At 73.9% G+C, this 21,593-nt stretch carries 20 protein-coding genes; 10 read left to right on the forward strand and 10 right to left on the reverse strand.

Annotated features, from left to right (window positions below; all coding sequences use genetic code 11):
- Window positions 1-132 precede the first annotated feature (132 nt).
- Together BJ971_RS00520 and BJ971_RS00525 are read left to right on the forward strand one after the other, a co-directional pair.
- Window positions 133-1,440, forward strand: a complete 1,308-nt coding sequence (locus tag BJ971_RS00520) for a trypsin-like serine peptidase (RefSeq protein ID WP_239087514.1) — start codon at window positions 133-135, stop codon at window positions 1,438-1,440.
- Between the two features lie 15 nt (window positions 1,441-1,455).
- A complete protein-coding gene (locus tag BJ971_RS00525) occupies window positions 1,456-2,232 on the forward strand; it encodes a phosphatase PAP2 family protein (protein WP_184988347.1) in 777 nt (258 codons plus the stop codon).
- Here the strand turns inward: BJ971_RS00525 and nagA are convergent.
- The 3 genes from nagA to BJ971_RS00540 are packed head-to-tail and all read right to left on the reverse strand — an operon-like array spanning window position 2,198 to window position 5,155.
- Window positions 2,198-3,298: an N-acetylglucosamine-6-phosphate deacetylase gene (gene nagA / locus BJ971_RS00530; protein WP_184988350.1), complete on the reverse strand. Its 1,101-nt coding sequence runs from the start codon at window positions 3,296-3,298 to the stop codon at window positions 2,198-2,200. The genes BJ971_RS00525 and nagA overlap by 35 nt on opposite strands.
- A complete protein-coding gene (locus BJ971_RS00535) occupies window positions 3,295-4,221 on the reverse strand; it encodes an ROK family protein (RefSeq protein ID WP_184988353.1) in 927 nt (308 codons plus the stop codon). Before BJ971_RS00535 ends, nagA begins: the two co-directional genes overlap by 4 nt.
- A 10-nt stretch (window positions 4,222-4,231) precedes the next feature.
- Window positions 4,232-5,155, reverse strand: coding sequence for an SIS domain-containing protein (locus BJ971_RS00540; protein ID WP_184988357.1), 924 nt, complete (start codon window positions 5,153-5,155; stop codon window positions 4,232-4,234).
- 187 nt (window positions 5,156-5,342) lie between these two features.
- Between BJ971_RS00540 and BJ971_RS00545 the strand changes: the two genes are divergently transcribed.
- The 3 genes from BJ971_RS00545 (at window position 5,343) to BJ971_RS00555 (ending at window position 8,401) form a co-directional block, all read left to right on the forward strand.
- Window positions 5,343-6,128 carry a DeoR/GlpR family DNA-binding transcription regulator gene (locus BJ971_RS00545; RefSeq protein ID WP_184988360.1) on the forward strand — a complete coding sequence of 262 codons (786 nt, stop codon included), beginning with the start codon at window positions 5,343-5,345 and terminating at the stop codon, window positions 6,126-6,128.
- A gap of 69 nt (window positions 6,129-6,197) precedes the next feature.
- Entirely contained in the window at window positions 6,198-7,028 is an 831-nt protein-coding gene (locus BJ971_RS00550) for a hypothetical protein (protein ID WP_184988363.1), read from the forward strand.
- The gene (locus tag BJ971_RS00555) at window positions 7,025-8,401 is read left to right on the forward strand and encodes a hypothetical protein (protein WP_184988366.1); all 1,377 of its coding nucleotides are present in this window, start codon (window positions 7,025-7,027) and stop codon (window positions 8,399-8,401) included. The genes BJ971_RS00550 and BJ971_RS00555 overlap by 4 nt, the downstream gene beginning before the upstream one ends.
- Here BJ971_RS00555 and BJ971_RS00560 read toward each other — a convergent pair.
- The 3 genes from BJ971_RS00560 to BJ971_RS00570 all read right to left on the reverse strand — a co-directional run bounded on the left by BJ971_RS00560 (window position 8,343) and on the right by BJ971_RS00570 (window position 11,136).
- Window positions 8,343-9,512, reverse strand: coding sequence for a glycosyltransferase (locus BJ971_RS00560; protein ID WP_184988369.1), 1,170 nt, complete (start codon window positions 9,510-9,512; stop codon window positions 8,343-8,345). The two genes, BJ971_RS00555 and BJ971_RS00560, sit on opposite strands and share 59 nt — an antisense overlap.
- Window positions 9,499-10,458 carry a glycosyltransferase family 2 protein gene (locus tag BJ971_RS00565; RefSeq protein WP_184988372.1) on the reverse strand — a complete coding sequence of 320 codons (960 nt, stop codon included), beginning with the start codon at window positions 10,456-10,458 and terminating at the stop codon, window positions 9,499-9,501. The genes BJ971_RS00560 and BJ971_RS00565 overlap by 14 nt, the downstream gene beginning before the upstream one ends.
- Window positions 10,459-10,536: 78 nt before the next feature.
- The gene (locus BJ971_RS00570) at window positions 10,537-11,136 is read right to left on the reverse strand and encodes a DNA mismatch repair protein MutL (protein ID WP_184988375.1); all 600 of its coding nucleotides are present in this window, start codon (window positions 11,134-11,136) and stop codon (window positions 10,537-10,539) included.
- Window positions 11,137-11,172: 36 nt separating this feature from the next.
- Between BJ971_RS00570 and BJ971_RS00575 the strand changes: the two genes are divergently transcribed.
- From BJ971_RS00575 to BJ971_RS00590, 4 genes are all read left to right on the forward strand, one after another.
- Window positions 11,173-11,859: a response regulator transcription factor gene (locus tag BJ971_RS00575; protein WP_184988378.1), complete on the forward strand. Its 687-nt coding sequence runs from the start codon at window positions 11,173-11,175 to the stop codon at window positions 11,857-11,859.
- On the forward strand, window positions 11,856-13,184 hold the full coding sequence (locus tag BJ971_RS00580) for a sensor histidine kinase (RefSeq protein WP_184988381.1): 1,329 nt from the start codon (window positions 11,856-11,858) through the stop codon (window positions 13,182-13,184). The genes BJ971_RS00575 and BJ971_RS00580 overlap by 4 nt, the downstream gene beginning before the upstream one ends.
- A gap of 89 nt (window positions 13,185-13,273) precedes the next feature.
- Window positions 13,274-14,044: a lytic polysaccharide monooxygenase gene (locus BJ971_RS00585; RefSeq protein WP_184988384.1), complete on the forward strand. Its 771-nt coding sequence runs from the start codon at window positions 13,274-13,276 to the stop codon at window positions 14,042-14,044.
- Complete coding sequence (locus BJ971_RS00590; RefSeq protein ID WP_239087515.1) at window positions 14,041-14,628, forward strand: DUF305 domain-containing protein; 588 nt, start codon at window positions 14,041-14,043, stop codon at window positions 14,626-14,628. Before BJ971_RS00585 ends, BJ971_RS00590 begins: the two co-directional genes overlap by 4 nt.
- A 9-nt stretch (window positions 14,629-14,637) precedes the next feature.
- Here the strand turns inward: BJ971_RS00590 and BJ971_RS00595 are convergent, their stop codons facing one another.
- Genes BJ971_RS00595 through BJ971_RS00605 form a run of 3 tightly spaced genes read right to left on the reverse strand, consistent with a single transcriptional unit; the run spans window position 14,638 to window position 18,933 of the window.
- A complete protein-coding gene (locus BJ971_RS00595; protein WP_184988387.1) occupies window positions 14,638-15,492 on the reverse strand; it encodes an ABC transporter permease in 855 nt (284 codons plus the stop codon).
- Window positions 15,489-18,266: an alpha/beta fold hydrolase gene (locus BJ971_RS00600; protein ID WP_184988389.1), complete on the reverse strand. Its 2,778-nt coding sequence runs from the start codon at window positions 18,264-18,266 to the stop codon at window positions 15,489-15,491. Before BJ971_RS00600 ends, BJ971_RS00595 begins: the two co-directional genes overlap by 4 nt.
- Before the next feature lie 55 nt (window positions 18,267-18,321).
- Window positions 18,322-18,933 carry a hypothetical protein gene (locus BJ971_RS00605; RefSeq protein WP_184988391.1) on the reverse strand — a complete coding sequence of 204 codons (612 nt, stop codon included), beginning with the start codon at window positions 18,931-18,933 and terminating at the stop codon, window positions 18,322-18,324.
- 64 nt (window positions 18,934-18,997) lie between these two features.
- Here BJ971_RS00605 and BJ971_RS00610 point away from each other — a divergent pair, with 64 nt between their 5' ends.
- A complete protein-coding gene (locus tag BJ971_RS00610; protein WP_184988393.1) occupies window positions 18,998-21,223 on the forward strand; it encodes an AAA family ATPase in 2,226 nt (741 codons plus the stop codon).
- Here the strand turns inward: BJ971_RS00610 and BJ971_RS00615 are convergent.
- Window positions 21,220-21,588, reverse strand: a complete 369-nt coding sequence (locus BJ971_RS00615) for a DUF3263 domain-containing protein (protein WP_307837394.1) — start codon at window positions 21,586-21,588, stop codon at window positions 21,220-21,222. The two genes, BJ971_RS00610 and BJ971_RS00615, sit on opposite strands and share 4 nt — an antisense overlap.
- Window positions 21,589-21,593: the final 5 nt, after the last annotated feature.

Here is a 21,593-nt window from a genome sequence, read left to right on the forward strand (position 1 = left end):
CACAGAAGCGAGACAGCCGGATCAGAGTGGCGGGAGCGAATTTTGCGACGCGTGGTGAGCATCGTCGTCGGGGCGGGTGCTGCCCTGGCATTGGCCGGCACGGCCAGTGCGGCGGCATGGAGGTTCTCGGCGGTGGACGGGGCTCGCCCGGTCGGTTCCTGGCAGGAGGCGGCGGGCCCGGTCGGCGACCCCGCCGCGGTGCGGCAGCCAGCGGCCGCGACCGGCGGGAACGGCCCGACTGGCGGGGCGCCCGTGCCCGGGCCGTCGTCCGCGAAGCCCGCGGCGAAGTCCCCGTCGCCCGCGCCGGGCGCGGCCGGCCCGGTGGTGCCCGAGTCCGCGGCCTCCGGGGGCGGCGACGGCCGGCAGAAGGTCGGCGAGCTGCTGCGGATCGACAAGCTGCTCGGCTACGGTGCGCCGAAGCGCGAGGTTCTGCACTACCCGTCCGCTTCGTACGTCAAGGTGCACTTCAGCCGCATGGCGATGCTGCCGGGCGACTATGTGACGGTCTCGGACCCGGAGGGCGAGGAGTCCTACCGCTACGACGCGCCGAAGCTGCTGGAGGGCGTCACGGACTCCGGCAGGTGGGCCATGTCGATCACCGGCGACACCGCGGTGGTCGAGATGCACCGCGCCGGCGGTGACCTGGTCGGCTCGCTGCTCGGCGGGCTCGGCGTGAACGTGGACCAGGTCGCCCGCGGCTACTCCCGCAAGGAGCAGGCCCGGATCCCGTCGGAGAGCCTCACCAGGCCGGGTCGGACCGGCGCGGAGGAGTCCGTCTGCGGCGCCGACACCAGCTCCGACGCGGTCTGCTACCGCTCCGCCGACCCGGTGGCGTACACCCGGTCGAAGTCGATCGCCCGGCTGCTGATCAACGGCACCGAGCTCTGCACCGGCTGGCGGGTCGGCACCAAGAACCGGATGCTGACGAACAACCACTGCTTCGACAACTCGGCCGCCGCGTACGAGACCGAGGTCTGGTTCAACTACCAGTGCGCGCAGTGCGGCGGCTACGACGTCTTCAAGCCGACAAAGGTCTGGGGTGACAAGGTGCTCGCCACCGAGCACGTCCTGGACTACACGCTCTTCACGGTGGGCAACTTCGCCGCGGTGGAGAAGTTCGGCTACCTCAACCTGGACACCGTCCCGCCGGCCCGGGGCCAGGAGCTCTACGTGCCGCAGCACCCGGCCGGCGAGCCGACCCGGATCGCCGGGCGCCGCGGCGAGCCGGCCGGCACCTGCGCGGTGGTCGACCCGACCTTCGACGGGTACGCGCAGAACTCCGACGTGTCCTACTACTGCGACACCGAGGGCGGATCGAGCGGCAGCCCGGTGCTCTCCCGCAAGACCAACAGGGTGGTCGCGCTGCACCACTTCGGCGGCTGCCCGAACTCGGGGGTCCGCGCCGACCTGCTCAACAGCAGGATCAAGTCGTATCTCTGACGTACCGTGTGCGCCATGCTCATGCCCGTACGGCCCCGGGGTTGGTGGTTCGACGCCGCCCTGCTCGCAGGCTTCGTCGCACTGACCGTGGCGCTCGCCCGCGGCCACCTGCTCGCGCTCGACGTGCAGGTGGCCGACTGGGTCGACGCCCACCGTCCGGCGCCGCTGTACTGGATGTCGCGGGTGCTCAACTACCTGGGCCAGGGCGGCCAGGTGCTGATGTCGACCTCGATCCTGCTGGCCGGGCTGGTGGCCTGGCGGCGGCGATCGGTGCGGCCGGTGCTGGTGATCGTTGTCGCATTCCTGGTGACGTTCGTGACGATCGGCCCGCTCAAGGTCTGGCTGGACCGCGCGGCACCGCACTTCGCCGGCCCGGACCGGGAGATCCTGTTCAATCCGGCCGCCGACGGCCCGGTGGCGATGAGCTATCCGTCCGGGCACGTCGCCAACGCGCTGGCCTGGTACGCCGTCATCGCGGTGCTGCTCAGCGCGCTGCTGCGGTCGCTCGACCGGCCGCCGCTGTCGCCGCGCGCCAACGCGGCCCTGCGGGTGCTGCCCCCGGTGATCGTGTTCTTCACCACGACCTACCTGGCCTTCCACTGGATCACCGACTCGGTGGCCGGGCTGCTGCTCGGCCTGATCCTGGCCCGCGTGCTGACCCGGATTCCGTGGGACGCCATCCCGCTGCCGCGCCTGCCGAACGGCATCGACCGGCCCGCCGGGCTGGATGACCCGGTGGCCGCGGGTGTGCGGGCGGTCAGAGCCAGGCGCCTGCGCGCATCACGCGCCTGACCGTCAGGTCCGGGCCGAGCACGACCAGGTCCGCGCGGAGGCCGGCCTCCAGCGCGCCGACCTGATCGGCCAGGCCAAGGGCGCGGGCCGGCGTCGTCGAGGCCATCGCGGACGCCGTCGCCAGGTCGAGGCCGGCGCAGACCGCCCGCCGGAACGCCTCGTCCATGGTCAGCGTGCTGCCCGCGATCGAGCCGTCCCGGACCAGCCGGGCCACCCGGTCGGCCACCGCGACGGCCTGGCCGCCCAGTTCATACTCGCCGTCGGGCATGCCGGCCGCGTCCATCGCGTCCGTGATCAGCGCCGCGCGGTCCGGACCGGCCGCCTGTGCCGCAAGACGCAGCATCCCGTCGTGCAGGTGGATGCCGTCGGCGACCAGCTCGCAGACGATCGAGGGGGAGTTCAGCAGCGCGACGACCGGGCCCGGCTCGCGATGGTGGGCCGGGCGCATGCCGTTGAAGAGGTGGGTGCCGACGGTCGCGCCCGCCGCCACCCCGGCCAGGGTCTGCTCGTACGTCGCGTCGGTGTGCCCCAGCGCCGCGACCACCCCGCTGCCGGCCAGGAACTCGACGGCGGCCAGGGCGCCGGGCAGCTCCGGGGCGATCGTGACCATCCGGATCGCGCCGTCGCCGAGCTTGACCAGGGCGGTCAGCTCATCCAGCGAGGGCTCGCGCAGGTACGCCGGGTTCTGCGCACCGCAGCGGGCGTGCGACAGGTACGGCCCCTCGAAGTGCAGCCCGGCGATCGCGCCGTCGGCGACCAGCGGCAGGTACGCCGCCGTCGCGTCGCGCATCAGCTCGTACGGGGAGCTGACCAGGCTGGCGAGCATCGTCGTGGTGCCGTGCCGCAGGTGGAAGGCGGCCGCGGCGCGTGCGGCGGCCGGGTCGCCCAGCGTGAAGGTGTGCCCGCCGCCACCGTGGCAGTGCAGGTCCACGAAGCCCGGGACGATGATGTCGTCGCCCGCGTCGTCCCGCGCGGAGACGGACAGGATCGTCGGCCCGTCCACCTCGACGTACCCGGGCACGACGGCGCCGGGCCGGACGACGCGGCCGCTGATCTTCTCCGTCAAGAGGGTGCTCCCAGGCTGTCGAGCGCGAGCAGGGCCGCGCCGAGGCAGCCCGCGGTGTCGCCGAGCGCCGCCCGCACGATCCGCGGCATCCGGTGGAACGTGATCCGGGCGTCCAGCGCGACCCGCAGCGGCGCGAGCAGCGCCTCCCCGGCCTCGGCCAGCCCGCCGCCGAGCACCACGATCCCGGCGTCGTAGAGGGCCTGCGCGGTGAGCAGCCCGTCCGCGAACGCCTCGACCGCCTCGGTCCAGACGGAGTTCGCCAGCTCCTCGCCGGCGGCGGCGCGGGTGGCGACGTCGAACGCGGTGACCTCCGGTATGCCCGAGAGCTCCACGTAGCGCCGGCCGACCGCGGAGGCCGAAGCCACCGCCTCGAGGCAGCCGCGGGCGCCGCAGCCGCAGAGCGGCCCGCCCGGCCGGACGATGACATGCCCGACCTCGCCGGCCGCGCCGTGTGCGCCGCCGAACGCGGTGCCGTCGACGACGTGTGCGGCCGCGATGCCGGTGCCGATCGCGATGAACAGCACGTGCCGCTCGTCGCGGCCGGCGCCGAGGCGGGCCTCGGCCATCCCGCCGACGCGCACGTCGTGGCCGAGCGCCGCGGGCACGCCCAGCCGGGCGGAGACCAGGTCGCGCAGCGGCACGTCCCGGAAGCCGACGTTGCTGGACCAGACGGCGGTGCCGGTCTCCTCGTCCACCACGCCGGGCACCGCGACCCCGGCGGCGACCGGCCGCAGCCCGTCCGCGCGGGCCCGGTCGGCCAGGCCGGCGGCGATGTCGAGGATGTTCGCGGTGACCGCCTCGGGTCCCCGGGCGGCCAGCGTCGGGTGCCGCTCGGCGTGGTGCACCGCGCCGCCGGGCCGTACCAGGGCGCACTTGATTCCGGTGCCGCCGACATCCAGCGCCACCACGACGTCGTCGCTCACTGTCGTGCGGTCACGGCAGGACGACCGAGCGGGTGAGGTTGCGGGGGTGGTCGGGGTCGAGGCCCTGGCTGGTGGCGAGCAGCACGGCGACGCGCTGCGCCACGACCAGGTCGGCCATCGGGTCGAGCGGTGCCCGGCCGCCGCGCCAGTTTCCGAGGGCGGCGTATCCGCCGTTGTAGCGGCTGTGCACGAACGCGGCGCCGGTCGCCTCGATGTCGTCGGCCAGGCCGGCCGGGATGTCGCCGAACGCCCAGACCACCCGGCCCGGACCGGCGATGGAGATCGGGCCGTGCCGGTAGTCCATCGCCGGGTACGCCTCGGCCCACCACATCGCGGCCTCGCGGCACTTGAGCGCCGCCTCCTCCGCGAGCCCGATGGTCCAGCCGCGGCCGAGGAAGGTGATCTGCTGCGCCAGCGCGGGGTGCACGGGCATCGGCAGCCGGACCGCGACCTCGGCGTCCGCGGCGATCGGGTCGATGTCGGTGCCGAGGTGGGCCCGGAGCAGGGCGAGCGCGCTGGTGGCGAAGCGGGTCTGCACCACCGACAGCTCGTCGGCGAAGTCGAGGACGATCGCGTCCCGGGCGACCGCGGCGGCCGCCTCCGCGCCGTCGGCGGTGATCACCGTGGTCGGCGTCCGGCCGTCGAGGGCGTCGAGCAGGTCGATGACCTCGGTCGTGGTGCCGGAGCGGCTGATCGTGACGACCCGGTCGTAGTCGCGGCCCATCGGGAACTCGGACGCCTGGAACGCGTCGGTCTCGCCGAGGCCGGCCTGCTCGCGCAGGGTGGCGTAGGCCTTGGCCATGAACCAGGAGGTGCCGCAGCCGGCGACCGCCACCCGCTCACCCGCCGCGGGCAGGCCGGGCGAGCCGGCCAGCTTGGCCGCCTGAAGCCAGCAATCGGGCTGGCTGGCGATCTCCACCTTGACGTGACTCATGGCAGTATTCCCTCAATCGCCTGCGCAGATGCGCTCGGTTCACCGCTATTTCGAGCGCTATTCTGCTTGGAAGCTCCGCGGGTTCGCAACCACCGTAGCGTGTTCGCGCAGGCACTCTCTTTGCTTCGCGACGTTTCGCGCACTAATGTGCACACTCTTATCACGAAACGTGCAGCAGGGAGCTCGGGTGGACCGGTACGCGCGGTGGAATGCGCTGCTTGAGCTGCTCGCGGAGAGCGGCCGGGTCAGCGTCGAGGACGCGGCCGACAAGCTCGACGTCTCGCAGGCGACCATCCGCCGGGACTTCGACCAGCTCGGCCAGCAGCAGATGATCACCAGGACCCGGGGTGGCGCGGTCGCCAACGGCGTCTCCTATGACCTGCCGCTGCGCTACAAGAGCGCCAAGCACTCGGCGGAGAAGCAGCGCATCGGCGAGGCGGCGGCGAACCTGGTCGTGCCCGGCACGGTCGTCGGCCTCAACGGCGGCACCACCATGACCGAGGTGGCCCGGGCGCTCGCGGTGCGGCCCGACCTCAACACCAGCGGCGAGGGCGCCCAGCTCACCGTGGTCACCAACGCGCTCAACATCGCCAACGAGCTGCTGGTCCGCTCGCGGATGAAAATCGTGGTGGCCGGCGGCGTGGTGCGCCCGCAGTCGTTCGAGCTGGTCGGCCCGCTGGGCGGTGCGCTGCTCAAGGAGGTCACCCTCGACATCGTGCTGCTGGGCGTCGACGCGCTCGACGTCGAGCTCGGTGCCGCGGCGCATCACGAGGGCGAGGCCGCGATGAACAGCCTGATGGTCGCCCGGGCCAAGCGCGTCGTGGTGATCGCCGACTCGTCGAAGCTCGGCGGGCACGCGTTCGCCCGGATCTGCCCGATCGGCAAGGTGGAGACCCTGGTCACCGACTCGGGGGCGCCGCCGGAGCTGCTGGAGAGCTTCCGCGAGGCGGGCGTGCAGGTCGTCTGCGCCTGATCGGCTGCCGGACACCTGGCGGACGACCGGCGTTGTCGTGCCGGACGCCCGCGCGGTGTGCGATGGGGCGTGCACCACGCCAACCACTACTACGGGCATGCGCACGTGCTGGCCCGCTACTGCGGCCTCGACGACGCCGACCCGCCGCGCCTGCACGGCTACCTTCAGCACGGCTGGAACATCGGTGACGGCCTCGCCGCCGACCACGAGTTCGTCGCCGGCACCCCGGTGCTGCTCTGGTCGGAGCGGACCCGGCGGCGCGCCTGGTCGCTGGGCCGGCGGGAGACCTACGTCGTCGGCTCGCCCTGGGCGTACCTGCTGCGGATGGAGAAGGATCCGGGGGTACGGCGGGAGGGCACGATCTGGTACCCGTTCCACGGCTGGGAGGGTCAGCACGTCCTCGGCGACCACGCCCGGCTGATCGAACAGATCCGGGACACCGAGCCCGGCCCGGTCACCGTCTGCCTGTACTGGCAGGAGTACCGCACCGCGAGCGTGCGGCGGCGCTACGAGCGCGCCGGCTTCCGGGTGATCTGCCACGGCTACCGCGGCGGCAGGTGGGAGCGCCTCGACCCGCAGTTCCTCCGGCGCCAGGCCGCCGAGCTGCGCCGGCACCGCCGGGTCGCGTCCAACCGCCTGTGCAGCGCGGTCCTCTACGGCGCCCTGGCCGGCTGCGAGCCCGCGGTGTACGGCGACCCGATGCAGCTTGACGGCGAGGACTTCGCGTTCGGCGGGCCGGAGCGGATCCGGCGGCAATGGCCGGAGCTGCACGGTCCGTTCGTCGACCCGGACGCGGCGCGGGAGACCGCCGTCGCCGAACTTGGCGCCGACCGCCTGCTCCCGCCGGCCGAACTGACCCGCATCCTCGGCTGGCACGCGGCGAAGGTCGGTGCCCGATGAACCCGCGGCTGCTCGGCGACGAGATGTTGCGCTGGTCGGATCTCGACGGCGCGCACGGCCCCGGGCCGGCGCGGGGCGCCGCGCTCGGTCCACTGCTGGCCGCGGCGCGCGGCCGGACCCTGTTCGCCGGTCCGCACGACCCGGCGCTCATCGACCTGGCCCCGGCCGACGACCTGACGCTGCTGGTCCGGGGCGTCGCCGACGGCGAGGCGCTCGCGGCCCGCTTCCCCGCGGCCACCGTGTGCGTCGGCGGCCTCGCCAAGTTCGGCGCCGAGGCCCCGTTCGACACCGTGATCGCGCTGGCCGGGCTGGAGGCGCTCGCCTCGGCCGAGGGCGTCGAGACGTCCTGGGGCGACTCCCTCGACCTGCTGCTCGATCTGCTCCGGCCCGGCGGCACCCTGCTGCTCACCGTCGAGAACCACCTCGGCCTGCACCGGCTGGTCGCGCTGCCCGGCCGGCCGGCCGACGCGGACTGGACCGTCGCCGGCGAGCACGACCCGAGCCGGCCCGCCGGGCTCGGCCGGGTGCGTGACCGCCTGGGCCGGGCGGCCGTCGCCTACGCGGCCTACCCGGACCCGCTCGCGCCGACGCTCGTGCTCGAGGCCGCCGAGCTGGACCGCGAAGACGTCAGCGGTGCGCTGTCGGCCCTGCTGACCCGCGCCGTCGAACCCCTCGGCGACGTGCTGACGGATCCGCGCCGGCTGGCGGTCAGCGCGCTGCGGCACGGCGCCGCCGCGGCACTGGCGCCGGCCTGGATCCTCGCGGCCGGTGCCGACGCCGACGGCGGTGCCGACGTGCACCGGTCGCTGCCGTCCGGGCGTACCCTCCATGATCTTTTGTTGCGGGCCGCGCTCGGGCGGGACCTGCCCGCCGTGCGTGAGCTGCTCGGCACCTGGCTGGACGGACCGGCGGCCGGGGTGCCGGCCGACCAGGTCGTGCTCGGCCCCGCCGGTGAGCTCACCGCGTTCGCCCCGGCACAGGATCCCGCCGCGGCGCTGGCGCGCTTCGCCGCGGACCTGATCGACGGCGGCTACCCGCACCCGTGGCCGGCGCCGCAGAGCGCGGCCGAGCTGGCCGTCACGCTGGCCGCGATGACCGGGCGGGAGATCGACCCGCCCGAGCCGCCGGGCGGCCGCCCCGGCACGGACGTCCGGGAACTGCTCGTCGCCCGGTCCCGGCTGGCGGACGAGCTGGCGCAGGCCAGGGCCAAGCAGCTCTGGTACGAGCGGATGCTCGTCGACCGCGAGGCGGAGCTGAAACGCGTGCAGCGGATCAACCTGGTGCTCGGCGCGACGGCACCCGCGCGGGCGCTGCTCAGCGGCGCCCGGGCGGCACGGCGGACCGCACGCCGGGTGCTGCGCCCGCGCGGATAGCGTCGTACAGCTCCTCGAGCCGGTCGGACTGCCGCCGCAGGTCGAACCGGGTCTCGACGCGTTCGCGGGCCTGGCGGCCGAGCCTCTCCCGCAGGCCCGGGTTGCCGAGCAGCTTCTGGATGTGGTGCGCGATCGCCGTGCTGTCGCCCTCGGCGCCGAGCAGGCCGGTCTCGCCGTGCACCACGGCCTCCGGAATGCCGCTGTGCCGGGTCGACACCGTCGGAACGCCCTGCACGGCCGCCTCGAGGATCGTGGTCGGCAGCCCTTCGGAGTCGCCGTCCGCGGCGGTCTTGGACGGGGCGGCGAGCAGGTGGGACTCGGCCAGGTGGCGGCTCACCTGCGCGGGAGTCTGCGCGCCGAGGAAGGTGGCGTCCAGCCGCAGCTCGGCCGCGCGCGCCCGCATCCTGTCCCGCAGCGGCCCGTCGCCGATGAGCAGCGACCGCGGTCGCGGCGTCGGCAGCGCGCCGAGGGCGTCGATGAGGTCGTCGACGCCCTTCTTCTCGACGAACCGGCCGACGAAGACGACGTCCCACCTCTTCGGCGTAGCCAGGGCCGGGGTGACCGGCACGCCGGTGTGGTGCACGAGCACCTTCTCCGGGTCGGCGCCGAGCGCGATCGCCTTGCCGCGGATGTGCTCCGAGACGGCCAGCACGACCGTTGCCCGCTCGAACATCGTGCGCAGGTTGCGGCGGTAACGGCCGCCGAGGATCCCGGAGGAGTCCGGCTGCCGGGTCACGTCGTGGCCGTGCACGGTGACGAGCAGCGGCGCGCCGGCCTGCGCCGCGGCGTGGCTCACCAGCCAGCCGTCGCCGCCGAAGTGCGCGTGCACCAGGTCGGGCCGCAGCCGGGCGAGCATCCGCGTCAGCCGCGGCGACGAGCCGGTCAGCCGCAGCCGCAGGAAGGCGCGCCGCCCGGCCGCGCTGTCCGGATATACGACCAGGTCCGACTCCTCGGCCAGCGCCGACTCCTCCTTGGTGGCGCCGAGGTACACCGATCGCCACCGGGCCAGGGCCTGGCCGTGGTTGCGGACGAACGTCTCGGAGCCGGAGAGCATCGCGCTGCGCCAGATCACGACGCGGCCGGGCGGTGGGTACCCCCTAGCGTGCGGCATCGGCCCGGTTCGTGCGGCCGCGGCCGAGAACCCTGTCGCGGAGCCGGTGCCGGACCTCCGGCGGAAGGCCCCAGATCTGCAGGAACGTCAGGTAGTCGATCGCGCCGGGGCGGCCGTGCGTGCGGGCCTCGCGGAGCAGCTCACCGAAGACCTTCGGGCTGCGGGTCGGCGCGGCCATCGAGCTCAGCACGCTCATCGTGAACGCCGCGTACGCCCGCGGGGTGAACAGGTCGCGGCTGCGCTGGAGCCACTCGAGCTGCTGACGCCACGGCATCTCGAGGCTGATGCGTTCCCGGTCCTCGTCCTGGTGCCAGATGACCAGCGGGTCCGGCGCGACGACCAGCTCGACGTCGTCGTGGCGTACGGCCCGCAGGGTCCAGTCGAGCTCCTGCTGGCGGCGCAGCCCGACGGTGAACGGGACCCGGTGGAACAGCTCGGCCGGCGCCAGGATCGTCGAGGTCTGTATGAAGCCGTCGCCGTAGAACAGGCCGCGGCGCACGGTCAGGTACTCGCTGACCGGCTCGTCCGGGCCGGGCAGCCGGCGCGGCATCACCGACTCGGCCCGCGGTGTGCGGTTGAACAGCCGGCTCGCGACGATCGGCGTCGCCGCCCGGGCCGAGTACGCGAGCTTGAGCTGCACCTCGAGCTTCGCGGGCAGCCACTCGTCATCGTCGTCCAACATGGCCGTCCAGCGCCCGCGCGCGGCGCGGGCGCCGGTGTTGCGGGCGTGCGGCGCCCCGCCCTTCGACGGCTGCACGAGGACACGCAGGCGGTGGTCGGGTATCGCCGCGAGGGCGGTGACGGTGCCCTCGTCGGGACCGTCGACGACGACGATGACCTCGAGATCGTCCATGGTCTGTGCCAGCACGCCGGAGACGGCGCGGGTCACCAGGTCGGGTCGTGAGCGGGTGGGGATGACGACGCTCACCTCTGGCGCGTAGGTCATCGGCCGGACGCTAGACAGGCGAGGCGGCGCCCAGGTGAATCCCGCCGGTCATCGAGGCGACGGTCGGCCGTCGGCTGTTCAGCCGATCTCGCTGACTTCGGCGAAGGGCCGGTCGACGTTCCACACCGCGTGGATCACGAAGCTGTGGTTGACCTCGTTGAAGTAGACCGCGAGGTTGTCCGGGCTGTTCTGCACCGTCGCCACCGAGTAGCCGTCGCTCGGCGTGGCGGTGACCACCCGCACCTCGCCCTCGGTCACCCGGATCACCGCCTGACCGCCCTCGACCCGGAAGGAGCGCACGTAGGTCTTCTCGCCCGCGCCGTCCGTGGTCACCGTCCAGCCGTCCTCGGTGGTGGTCGTGGTCTGCGCGGCGGAGGTCGTCGCCCTCGGCGTCGGCGTCGCCGAGGTCCGGGCCGGGGTGGCGCCGGGCCGGGCGCTCTTGGTCCGCGGCGGGGTGGTGGTCGCTTCCGGCTCCGTCGTGGCCGCCGGCGGGCTGCCCGGCAGCGGTGACGGCTCCACCACGCCGGAGTCGCGTAGCTGATCGACGGAGACCACGGCGCTCTCGTCCGGCGTCGCGGCGCGCAGCACCGGCAGCATCGCCACCGAGGCCAGCGCGACGCTGGTCAGGGTCGCGGCGCACCAGCCGAGCACCGGGACAACGCTTCGGGTAGATCGCACGTGGGCCATGATCCCACTTCCCCCTACTGTTGTCCCATGGCGCTGATTCTGCTTGTCGAGGACGACCGGAACATCTCGGCCGCCCTGACCCGGGCGCTGACCGACGCCGGCCATGTCGTACGCCCGGTCGCGCAGGCGGCGGAGGCGCTCAGGATCCTCACCGAGGAGCGGCCGGACCTGGTCATCCTCGACCTGGGCCTGCCCGACATCGACGGCGCCGACGCCCTGCGGATGATGCGGTCCGTGTCCGAGGTGCCGGTGATCGTCGCCACCGCGCGCCGCGCCGAGGCCGACATCATCACGCTGCTCAGCGCCGGCGCCGACGACTACGTGACAAAGCCCTTCTCCGCGGGTCACATCCTGGCCCGGATCGCGGCGGTGCTGCGCCGGACGCGGGCGTCCGCCGACATGGCGCCCAACACCATCACGGTGGGTGAGCTCGTCATCCAGCCCCGGCAGCGGCGGGCCGCGCTGGGCGGGCGGCCGTTGCAGCTGACCCGGCGGGAGTTCGACGTGCTGACCTACCTGGCCGAGCGGGTCGGGCAGGTGATCAGCCGCCGCGAGCTGCTGACCGAGGTGTGGAACCAGTCGCGGATCGGCGAGGAGCAGACGATCGACGTGCACATCTCCTGGCTGCGCCGCAAGCTCGGCGAGACCGCGGCCGCGCCGCGCTACCTGCACACCGTGCGCGGTGTCGGCGTGATGATGGCCGAACCGAAGTGAGATGGGAGCTGAACCGGCTGGCGCTGGCCATCACGTCGATGGTCGCCCTGGCCTTCCTGGTGCCGCTGACGTTCGCGACCCGGCAGATCGCGCACGACCGGGCCATCGGCGACGCACGCCAGCAGGCCGCGGCCATGGTCGCGGCCCTCGCCGTCGACGCCGACCCGCAGCTGTTGACCAGCGCGGTCGCCAGCACCGCCGCCGGCGAGGCCGGCCGGCTGGCCGTGCACCTGCCGGGCATCGCGCCGGTCGGCGCCACGCACGTCACCGGCGCCGACGTCGCCTCGGCCAACCGCTACCGCCGCCCGGTGACCGCCGCTGCGGCCGGCGGGATCGCCTACCTCCAGCCCAGCGTGCTCAGCGACGGGCGCGCGGTGGTCATCGAGGTCTTCGTCCCTGACGACGAGATGACCCGCGGTGTCTGGCCGGCCTGGCTCGCGCTCGGCGGCCTCGCCGTCGTGCTGGTCGTGGGGTCGGTGCTCGTGGCGGACCGGCTCGGCGCCCGCCTGGTCCGCGCGACCCGGGAGCTGGCCGACTCCAGTCGCCGGCTCGGCGCCGGTGAACTCGCCGTCCGGGTGCGGCCGTCCGGGCCGCCCGAGCTGCGCGACGCCGCGCTGGCCTTCAACGCGATGGCCGGTGACCTGCGCCGGCTGCTCGACGCCGAACGCGAGCTCGCGGCGGACCTGTCGCACCGGCTCCGCACGCCGCTGACCGCCCTGCGGCTCGACGCGGACACCATGCCGCCGGGCCTGATCGCGGACCGGATGCGGCAGGCCTGCGACATGCTCGACGAGGAGCTAGAGGCGATCATCGCGGGTGCCCGGCTCGGCGTGGAGGCCCGCGGCGCGCAGCGCTCCGACCTGGTGGAGGTGCTGGCCGAGCGGCTCGCCTTCTGGTCAGCGCTGGCCGAGGACCAGGCGCGGCCGTGGAGGGTGGTCGGCGGCGACCGGCCGGTGGCCGTGGCGCTGCCCCGCAGCGAGCTGATCCTGGCCGTCGACGCCCTGCTCGGCAACGTCTTCGCGCACACGCCGGAGGGAGTCGCCTTCCGGGTGACCGTCTCCGAGGCCGGCCTGCTCGTCGACGACGCCGGCCCGGGCATCAGCGATCCGGCGAACGCGGTGCAGCGCGGGGTCAGCGGTGCCGGCTCCTCCGGCCTCGGGCTCGACATCGTGCGCCGGGTGGCCGAGGCGGCGGGCGGGCGGCTGACCATCGAGCGCAGCCCGCTCGGGGGCGCGAGGATCGCGATGCTGCTCGGCGTACCGGAGGCCGGGCCCGCGCAGCAGGGCCCGCGGGTGGCCGGGCGGCGGCGCCGCGGACCTTCATGATCCCTTCTGGAGCCGTTAAGGCTGCCTTATGGAACGCGTCGTTACGGTCCCCGTCGTAAACAGTCTTTACGACACGTTGGGAGACCACGATGCGCAGGTCGATCGCATATCCGCTGGTGGCGCTGGGGGCGGTCGGCTCGACGCTGTTCGTCGCCGCGCCCGCACTCGCGCACGGCTACGTCTCCTCGCCGCCGAGCCGCCAGGCGCTCTGCGCGTCGGGCGCGGTGGCGAACTGCGGCCAGATCCAGTTCGAGCCGCAGAGCGTCGAGGGCCCCAAGGGCCTCAAGTCCTGCGACGGCGGCGTGGCCGGCTTCTCCGTGCTCGCCGACGAGAGCCGTAACTGGCCGGCCAAGGCGGTCGGTAAGACGGTGTCGTTCACCTGGGTGATGACGGCGCGCCACCGCACCAGCAACTGGGAATACTTCATCGGCGGCAAGAAGGTCGCGACGGTCGACGGCGGCAACGCCCAGCCGGACGCGGTGGTCACGCACGACATCGACCTCGGCGCGTTCCCCGGCCGGCAGAAGGTCCTGGCGGTCTGGAACATCGGGGACACCGCGAACGCGTTCTACAGCTGCATCGACCTCAATGTCGGCGGCGGCGCGGGTTCCGGCACCACGCCGCCCACCACCGCGCCCGCGCCGACCACTCCGGCCGTCACCACCGCACCGACCGCCGCGCCCACCACCGGCGCTCCCGCCCCGGCGAAGGACGGCAAGGCGTGGGCACCCGGCGTCACCTATCGCACCGGCGACGAGGTCACCTACGAGGGCGTGCGATACCGGTGCCGCCAGGGCCACTCCTCGATCCGTAGCTGGGAGCCGTCGATCTTCACGCTCGCCCTCTGGCTCCCGCTGTGAGGCCGCGCCACGCGGCGGTCGTGATCGCCGCCGCCCTGCTGCTTGGCGCCTGCGGCACCACGCCCGCCGCGCCGCCGGCGACGGTCGTCGCGACGGAGGCCGCGCTCCAGGCCGGTGGCGCGCACAACGACACCGACGTGATGTACCTACAGATGATGGTGGCGCACCACGAGCAGGGCCTGGAGATGGTGCGCCTGGCCGAGAAGGGCGCCTCCCGCGCCGAGCTGAAGACCCTGGCCAAGGCGATCGACGTGACCCAGTCCGACGAGCTGAAGCTGATGACCGGCTGGCTGGGCCAGTGGTCCAAGCCGACCACTGTGGACCACGCGCCGAGCGCGCACGCCGACCACGGCGGCCTGCCGGCCACCGGGCCGGAGGAGATCGCGGCGCTGCGCAAGGCGAAGGGCGCGAAGTTCGAGACGGCGTTCCTGAGCCTGTTCGTCGCGCATCAGCACAACGCGGTCGAGATGGCGAAGATGGAGACCACCCAGGGCAGCAACACCGAGGCGAAGGCACTGGCGGAGCGGGTCCGGCTGTCGCGCACGGACCAGATCCGCCAGATGCTCAAGCTCATGAACAGCTGACCGCGCGGGCTATGAGGTGATGTCCTTGCGGGTGAAGCGGTAGAACGCCAGCGACCAGAAGACGGTCGCGTAACAGATCGCCGAGATCGCGCCCCGCACCACGTCGTCGGTCTGCATCGGGGTCGACAGCAGGCCCAGCCACGCGTCGCTGAAGTGGGTGGGCAGGAAGCTGCGGATCGAGCCCAGCGCGGTGATCTGGTCCAGGATGCTCGACAGGATCCACAGCAGGACCGCGCCGCCCACCGCGCCCAGCGCCGCGTCGGTCAGCACCGACAGCAGGAAGGCCAGGCCCGCGACCACCAGCAGCACCACCGCCAGATAACCGAGGATGGCCAGCAGGCGCAGCACACCCTCGCCCGACGGGATCTCCGCGGCGACCGTGCTGCCCAGCGGGTGCCAGCCGTACCGCAGCGTGCCGATCAGCAGGGCGGTGCCGGCCAGCGTGAGCAGCGCCACCAGGGAGTAGCCCAGCGCCACGATCAGCTTCACGCCGAGCAGCCGGGCCCGGGGCACCGGGATCGCCAGCAGGTAGCGCAGGCTGCCCCAGCTCGCCTCGCTGGCCACCGTGTCGCCGCAGAACAGGGCCACCACCACGACGAGCAGGAAGCCCGCCGAGACGGCGATGCAGAACAGGGTGAAGTTCAGGCCGCCGGAGGTGGCCAGCTCGACCAGGCTGGAGAACGCGCCGCGGCCGTTGTCGTCGTCGCCGTCCCCGCCGAACTCGAACGCCAGCAGGATGATGATCGGCAACAGCACCATGAAGCCAAGTGCCAGCTGGGTACGCCGGCGCGACGCCTGCCGGCGCACCTCGGCCATCAGGGGCAGGGTCTTCGTCGCCCGGTAGCCGGTAGCGGCCGCGCTCATCGGTCTCCACTTCCTCGTGAGTTGTCGCCGACCAGGGCCAGGAACGCGTCCTCCAGGCGGCGGCGTGGCACCACCCGGTCCACCCCGACGCCGGCGCGCACCAGCGAGGCCACCACCTCGGCGCGCGGCGTGCCGTTCATGTCGATGATCAGGCCGGACGCGCCGTCCGGCGTCACCGAGCGGACGTTCAGGCCGGCGAGCACCGCGGCGGCGGCGTCCACATCGGAGACCTCGAGCTGCACCGACGGCGAGTCGCCGACGATGTCCTCGACCGGGCCGTTCGCCACGATCCGGCCCTTGTTGACCACCACCGCGTGCGTGCAGGTCTGCTCGACCTCCGCGAGCAGGTGGCTGGAGACCAGCACCGCCCGGCCGTCCGTGGCGTAGCGCCGCAGCACCTGCCGCATCTCCGCGATCTGCGGCGGGTCGAGGCCGTCCGTCGGCTCGTCGAGCACCAGCAGCTCCGGCAGTCCGAGCATCGCCTGGGCGATCGCCAGCCGCTGCCGCATGCCGTGGCTGTAGTTCTTGGTCCGCCGGTTTATCGAGTCGCCGAGCCCGGCGATCTCCAGGGCCTCGTCGAAGCGGGCGTCCTGCTCCGGCCGCCCGGTCGCGCGCCAGTACGCCCGCAGGTTCTCCATGCCGGTCAGGTGCGGCAGGAAGCCGGGGCCCTCGACCAGCGCGCCGACCCGCGACAGCACCGGCGAGCCCGGCTCAAGGCGGTGCCCGAAGACCAGCGCGTCGCCCTCGGTCGGCATCGTCAGGCCCATCAGCACCCGCAGCGTCGTCGTCTTGCCCGCGCCGTTCGGCCCCAGCAGGCCGACGACCTGGCCACGCTCGACCGTGAAGTCCACCCGTTCCACCGCGACGAAGCCGTCGCCGTACGCCTTGCGCAGCCCGCGGACCACCAGCGGCGTCTCCGCGTACTCGTCGATCGTGGGTGCCTCCTGGCGGCGCAGCCGGCGGCGGCGCACGGCAAGGACCACGACGAGCCCGGCCACGATGACCGCGATCAGGCCGGCGAGCACGTAGCGCCAGATCACCTGCGGGTTCGCGATCGGCGTGCCGACCACCGTCGGCAGGGTGACCGCCGGCTCGACCGCGACCGTGTACGTCACCGGCTCCACCGGGCCAAGGAACGCCTGGTCCGAGGTCGCCACCGTGACCCGGACCAGGTGGCCCGCGTCGATCCGGCGCACGATCGCCGGCAGCGTCACCGTGACCGCGGGCGCGGCCGCGACGTCGGCGGGCAGGCCGGTCAGCCGGACCGGGGCGATGAGCCCGCCGCTGAGCGTGGCGAGGCCGTTCGGGTCGACGTCGAAGAGCTTCACGAACACCGTCGCCGAGCCGGTCGGTGAGGCGACCCGGAGCCGGACGGTCGGCGCGCCGACCACCTCGATCGCGCTCGGCACCGGCGCCGAGTCGAACTCGGCGTGCTGGCCGGGCAGGTCGCCGGCCACGCTGCCGAGCAGCGAGCTGACCTGGCCGCCGATGCCGGGCAGCGAGGAGAGCGCGCCCGGGTTGCCGTTCGGCGGGCTGGCGATCTGCTGCGCCCGGCCGCCGACGGCGACGTCCGCGCGGCCCGTCCCGGTCAGCCCCGGGTACGTCGGGTCGGAGTAGCCGTTGGTGACCAGCCCGCGGTCCAGCGCGCTGAAGCCGGCCACCCGCGAGTAGGTGAAGCTGTTCGCCGGCGCGTCGCCGCTCTTCTTCACGTAGTGGTCGAGCCACTGCACAGTCAGGAACTTGGTGCGGTCCTGGTCGGTCTGCGGTCCGGAGCCGCCGTCGTGGCCGCCGGTGAACCAGGCGACCCGGACCGGGGTGCCGGTCGCCGCGATGCCGCGGGCGTTGGCGTCCGCCTCCGACAGCGGGAAGAGGGTGTCGACCGCGCCCTGGATGAGCAGCGTCGGCGCCTTGACCCGGTCGATGACCGAGGCCGGGCTGGAGCGCCGCAGCAGCGCGGTCGTCGCGTCGTCCGGCGTGCCGGTCGTCGCCATCTTCAGGTACGCGGCGCAGACGTCGGCGGCGAAGCGCCCGCAGGCGGGGTCCGCGCCGGCCGGCCGCGGCGCGGCGGCGGGACCGCCGGGGAAGCCACCGGCCGACGACGAGCCGCTGCCGAAGAACAGCCCGGCCCAGCTCTTCTTGAACACGCCCGGCGCGGTCACCGCGGCGGCCGACTGCGGGAAGAACGCCCGGCCCAGGTCGTTCCAGGTGATCAACGGCACGATCGCGTCGACCCGCGGGTCCTGGGCGGCGAGCAGCAGCGCCAGCGCGCCGCCGTACGAGCCGCCGACCACGCCGACCCGGGGGTCGCCGGTCGCGTCGGTCAGCACCCGGGGCTGCGCGGCCAGCCAGTCCAGCAGCCGCTGCGCGTCCCGAACCTCGTAGTCGGGGCTGTCCAGGTGGATCTCGCCGCCGCTGGCGCCGAAGCCCCGGGCGGTCCAGGTCAGCACGGCGTAGCCGCGGTCGGCCAGCGACTCCGCGTCGTCGCTCACGGAGTTCTTGGTGCCGCCGAAGCCGTGCGCCAGGAGCACCGCCGGCACCTTCGCGTCCCCGCCGGACGGCAGGTAGAAGCGGGTGTCGAGGTCGACCGGCTCGGTGCCCGAGGGCCCGGAGAGCACGGTCAGGCGCTTGTCGACGGCGGTCCAGGACCTGCGCTCGGGCAGGGCGGCCCAGCCCACCAGGGCGGCGAGCAGGACGAGGACCACCGAACCGGACACCACCCGGCGCCGTGTCGCTCTGGGCAGGGCACGGCGTAGCCGGGCAGGCAGGGCAGGCATGCGCCCACGCTAGCCGCGGGCGCCTGAGCAGGAGCTGTGAAGGCGGCCGCCGGTGCTAGCAGCCCTGCTTGTCGGTGTAGAAGAACCGCACAGTCTGGCCCGCGCCGGCGTCGATCGAGGCGACCTTGTCGTCCTTGATCCGGAAGAGCAGGGCGTTGCCGCCGTCGAGGGTGTACCAGGCGCTCGCGCCCACCCAGTCGTCGAGCTGCTTGCCGTTCGGGTACATGCCCTTGAGGGCGGCGTAGCTCGTGCCGACCTTCGCGCCGGTCGGGGTGGCGACCTTGGTGCTGGTCACCGTCAGCCGCTCCAGCTTGCCGCCGGTGAACGCCAGCGCGGGGGTGTTGTACTTGCCGAGGCCCTTGGTGGTGGCGCAGGGCGCCTTCGTGGTGACCTTGCCGAACAGGCCGGCCTTCTTCAGCTCGCCCTGCGGCGACCCGATCGCGTACGGCCCGATGCCGGCGGCCGTCAGCACGTCCGGCGAGCCGACAGGCCGCGCCTGGGACGTGCTCTCGACCTGCGCCGCGCCCGGATCCGCCGACGCGCTCGGCCCGCCCGGCGCGCCATCGGTGAACGCGCCGAGGGCGCGGTCGTCCGGATCGTCACCGCACCCGGCGACACCGAGCACAGTGAGCAGGGCAACGGCCAAAGTGGCGTGACGGAACCTCATCGCGGTGATGCCTCCCGGGGCAGCGAACGGCGGCTAGCGTGTCAACCTAGTCCCCCTCGTCCAAATGGAGGCCCCCGCGGTGCCAGACGACCTCACGCTGACCGTCACCCAGCGGCCCGCGGCGCTCGACGCGCGCCGCGGCATCGTCCGGCTGCACCCCGAGGTGATGGCGGCGCTCGCCGTCAATCCGGGCGATCCGCTGCGGCTGGCCGGCCGCCGGACCACGGCCGGCATCGCCGCGCGGGCCGAGTCGACGGCGAGCCGGGCCCTGCTCTACGCCGACGACCTGGTGCTCGGCAATCTGGGCCTGCGCGACGGCGGCCAGGTGATGGTCACGCCAATTCCGGTGGTCGAGGCGCGGCGGGTCACCCTCGCCGGGCCGGCCGAGATCGTCGCGGTGGTCTCGCCGGAGATGCTGCGCCTCGCCCTGCTCGGCAAGGTGGTCACCGCTGGCGACGACGTCTCGCTGCTGCCACAGGACGTGCTGCCCGACGCCGGCCACCGGCCGCTTGTCGAGGCCGCCCGGCGCAGCCTCGCGAACCGCGTCGGCTACGCCTGGACCAGCACGCTGCTCACCGTCGTCGCGCTCGAGGGCGGCGAGTCCGCGCTTGTCACAATGGACACGGTGGTCGGCTGGCAGGACGGGCAGTTCTCCTCCGTACGCGATCAGGCCGCGCCCGTGGCGGCGGCGGGCCGGCCGGCGTCCACCGACCCGGACACGCCCCCGCCCAGCCTGGGCGACCTGCCCGGCCTGCGGGCGCAGGCGCAGGAGCTCGTCGAGCTGCTCGACCTCGGCTTCCACCACCGCGAGGTGCTCGGCCGGCTCGGCACCACCGTCTCGCTCGGCGTGCTCGTCAGCGGGCCGGCCGGCTCGGGCAAGTCGGCGCTGGTCCGCGCGGTCGCCGCCGAGGTGGGCGCGACCGTGCGGTCCGTCTGGGGGCCGGAGCTGGCCGCGCTGACGAACGACTCCGCGGCGACCCGGCTGCGCGGCCTGGCCCGTGACGTGCGCGAGGCCGGGTCGGCCGTGCTGCTGATCGCCGACGTCGAAGCGCTCGCGCCCCGCGACGACCCGGGCCCGTTGGCGACCGTCTTCCGCCAGGTCCTCGCGGAGCTGCTGAAGTCGGGCGGCGCCGTGGTGTGCACGACGAGCCGGCCCGAGGCGGTCGATCCCGGGCTGCGTGCGCCGGATCTGCTCGCCGTCCAGCTCGCCGTGCCGCTGCCGGACGCGGCGATGCGGCTCGAGCAGCTGCGGGTGCTGACCCGCGGCATGCCGCTGGCGGAGGACGTGCGGCTGGACGACGTCTCCGGGCGTACGCCCGGGTTCGTCGCCGCCGACCTGGGTGCCCTGGCCCGCGAGGCCGGGGTCCGCGCGGCCCTGCGCCAGAAGGACGCCGAGTCGCCGACCGTGGCGATGGCCGACTTCGAGGCCGCGCTCGACGTGGTCCGGCCGACCTCGATGGCCGACTCGACGCTCGAGGTGGCGCAGGTGACCCTTGACGACGTCGGCGACATGGTCGAGGTGAAGCAGACCCTCACGGAGTCGGTGCTGTGGCCGCTGACCTATCCGGACACGTTCGCCCGGCTGGGCGTGCAGCCGCCGCGCGGCGTCCTGCTGTACGGCCCGCCCGGCTGCGGCAAGACGTACCTGGTCAAGGCGATTGCCGGCACGGGCAAGGCGAACGTGCTCTCGGTCAAGGGCGCCGAGCTGCTCAGCAAGTGGGTCGGCGACAGCGAGCGGGCCGTACGGGAGCTGTTCCGGCGTGCCCGGGAGGCCGCGCCGACGCTTGTCTTCCTTGACGAGGTCGACGCGCTCGCGCCGACCCGCGGCCAGGCCACCGACGGCGGCACCACCGACCGGGTGGTCGCCGCGCTGCTTACCGAGCTGGACGGCGTCGAGTCGCTGCGCAACGTGGTGGTGATCGGCGCGACGAACCGGCCCGACCTGATCGACCCGGCGCTGCTGCGCCCGGGCCGGCTGGAGCGCCTGGTCTTCGTGCCCCCGCCGGACGCACCCGCGCGTGCCGCGATCCTGCGGGCGTCGGCCCGGTCGGTGCCGCTCGACGGCGCGGTGGATCTCGACGAGCTCGGCGCCGCGCTGGAGGGTTACTCGGCCGCGGACTGCGCCGCGCTGATCCGCGAGGCCGCGCTCGCCGCGATGCGCGAGTCGCTGGACGCCTCGACGGTGACCGCGGCGCACGTCGGCATCGCCCGCGGCCGGGTGCGTGCCTCGCTGGACCCGGTGCAGGTCGCCTGGCTGGAGGCGTACGCCTCGACGCACGCGCCGGGCTAGCGCCGGCGGGTGCGGGCCCGGGTCGAGCGCAGGCGGCGCAGCCGGCCGATGAGGACCGGGTCGTGCTCCAGTGCCGCCGGGTTGTCCAGCAGGGCGTTGAGCAGCTGGTAGTAGCGCGTGGACGACAGTCCGAACGCGTCCCGGATCGCTTGTTCCTTGGCGCCGGCGTGCTTCCACCACTTGCTCTCGAACGCGAGGATCTCGACCTCGCGGTCGGTGAGCGCGGGCGAGGGGGCGGTCTCGGCCTCGCGGGGCACCGGGACCTGCTGGTTGAGTTCGGCGTCGGGCTGCATGGCGCTCCTGGGCGGTGGGAGAGCACGCACAGATGTACGAAGGGGATCGCCAGCATAGTGGCAGCCGCCGATCCCCG

Source organism: Amorphoplanes digitatis (genome assembly GCF_014205335.1).
GTDB classification, from domain to species: domain Bacteria; phylum Actinomycetota; class Actinomycetes; order Mycobacteriales; family Micromonosporaceae; genus Actinoplanes; species Actinoplanes digitatus.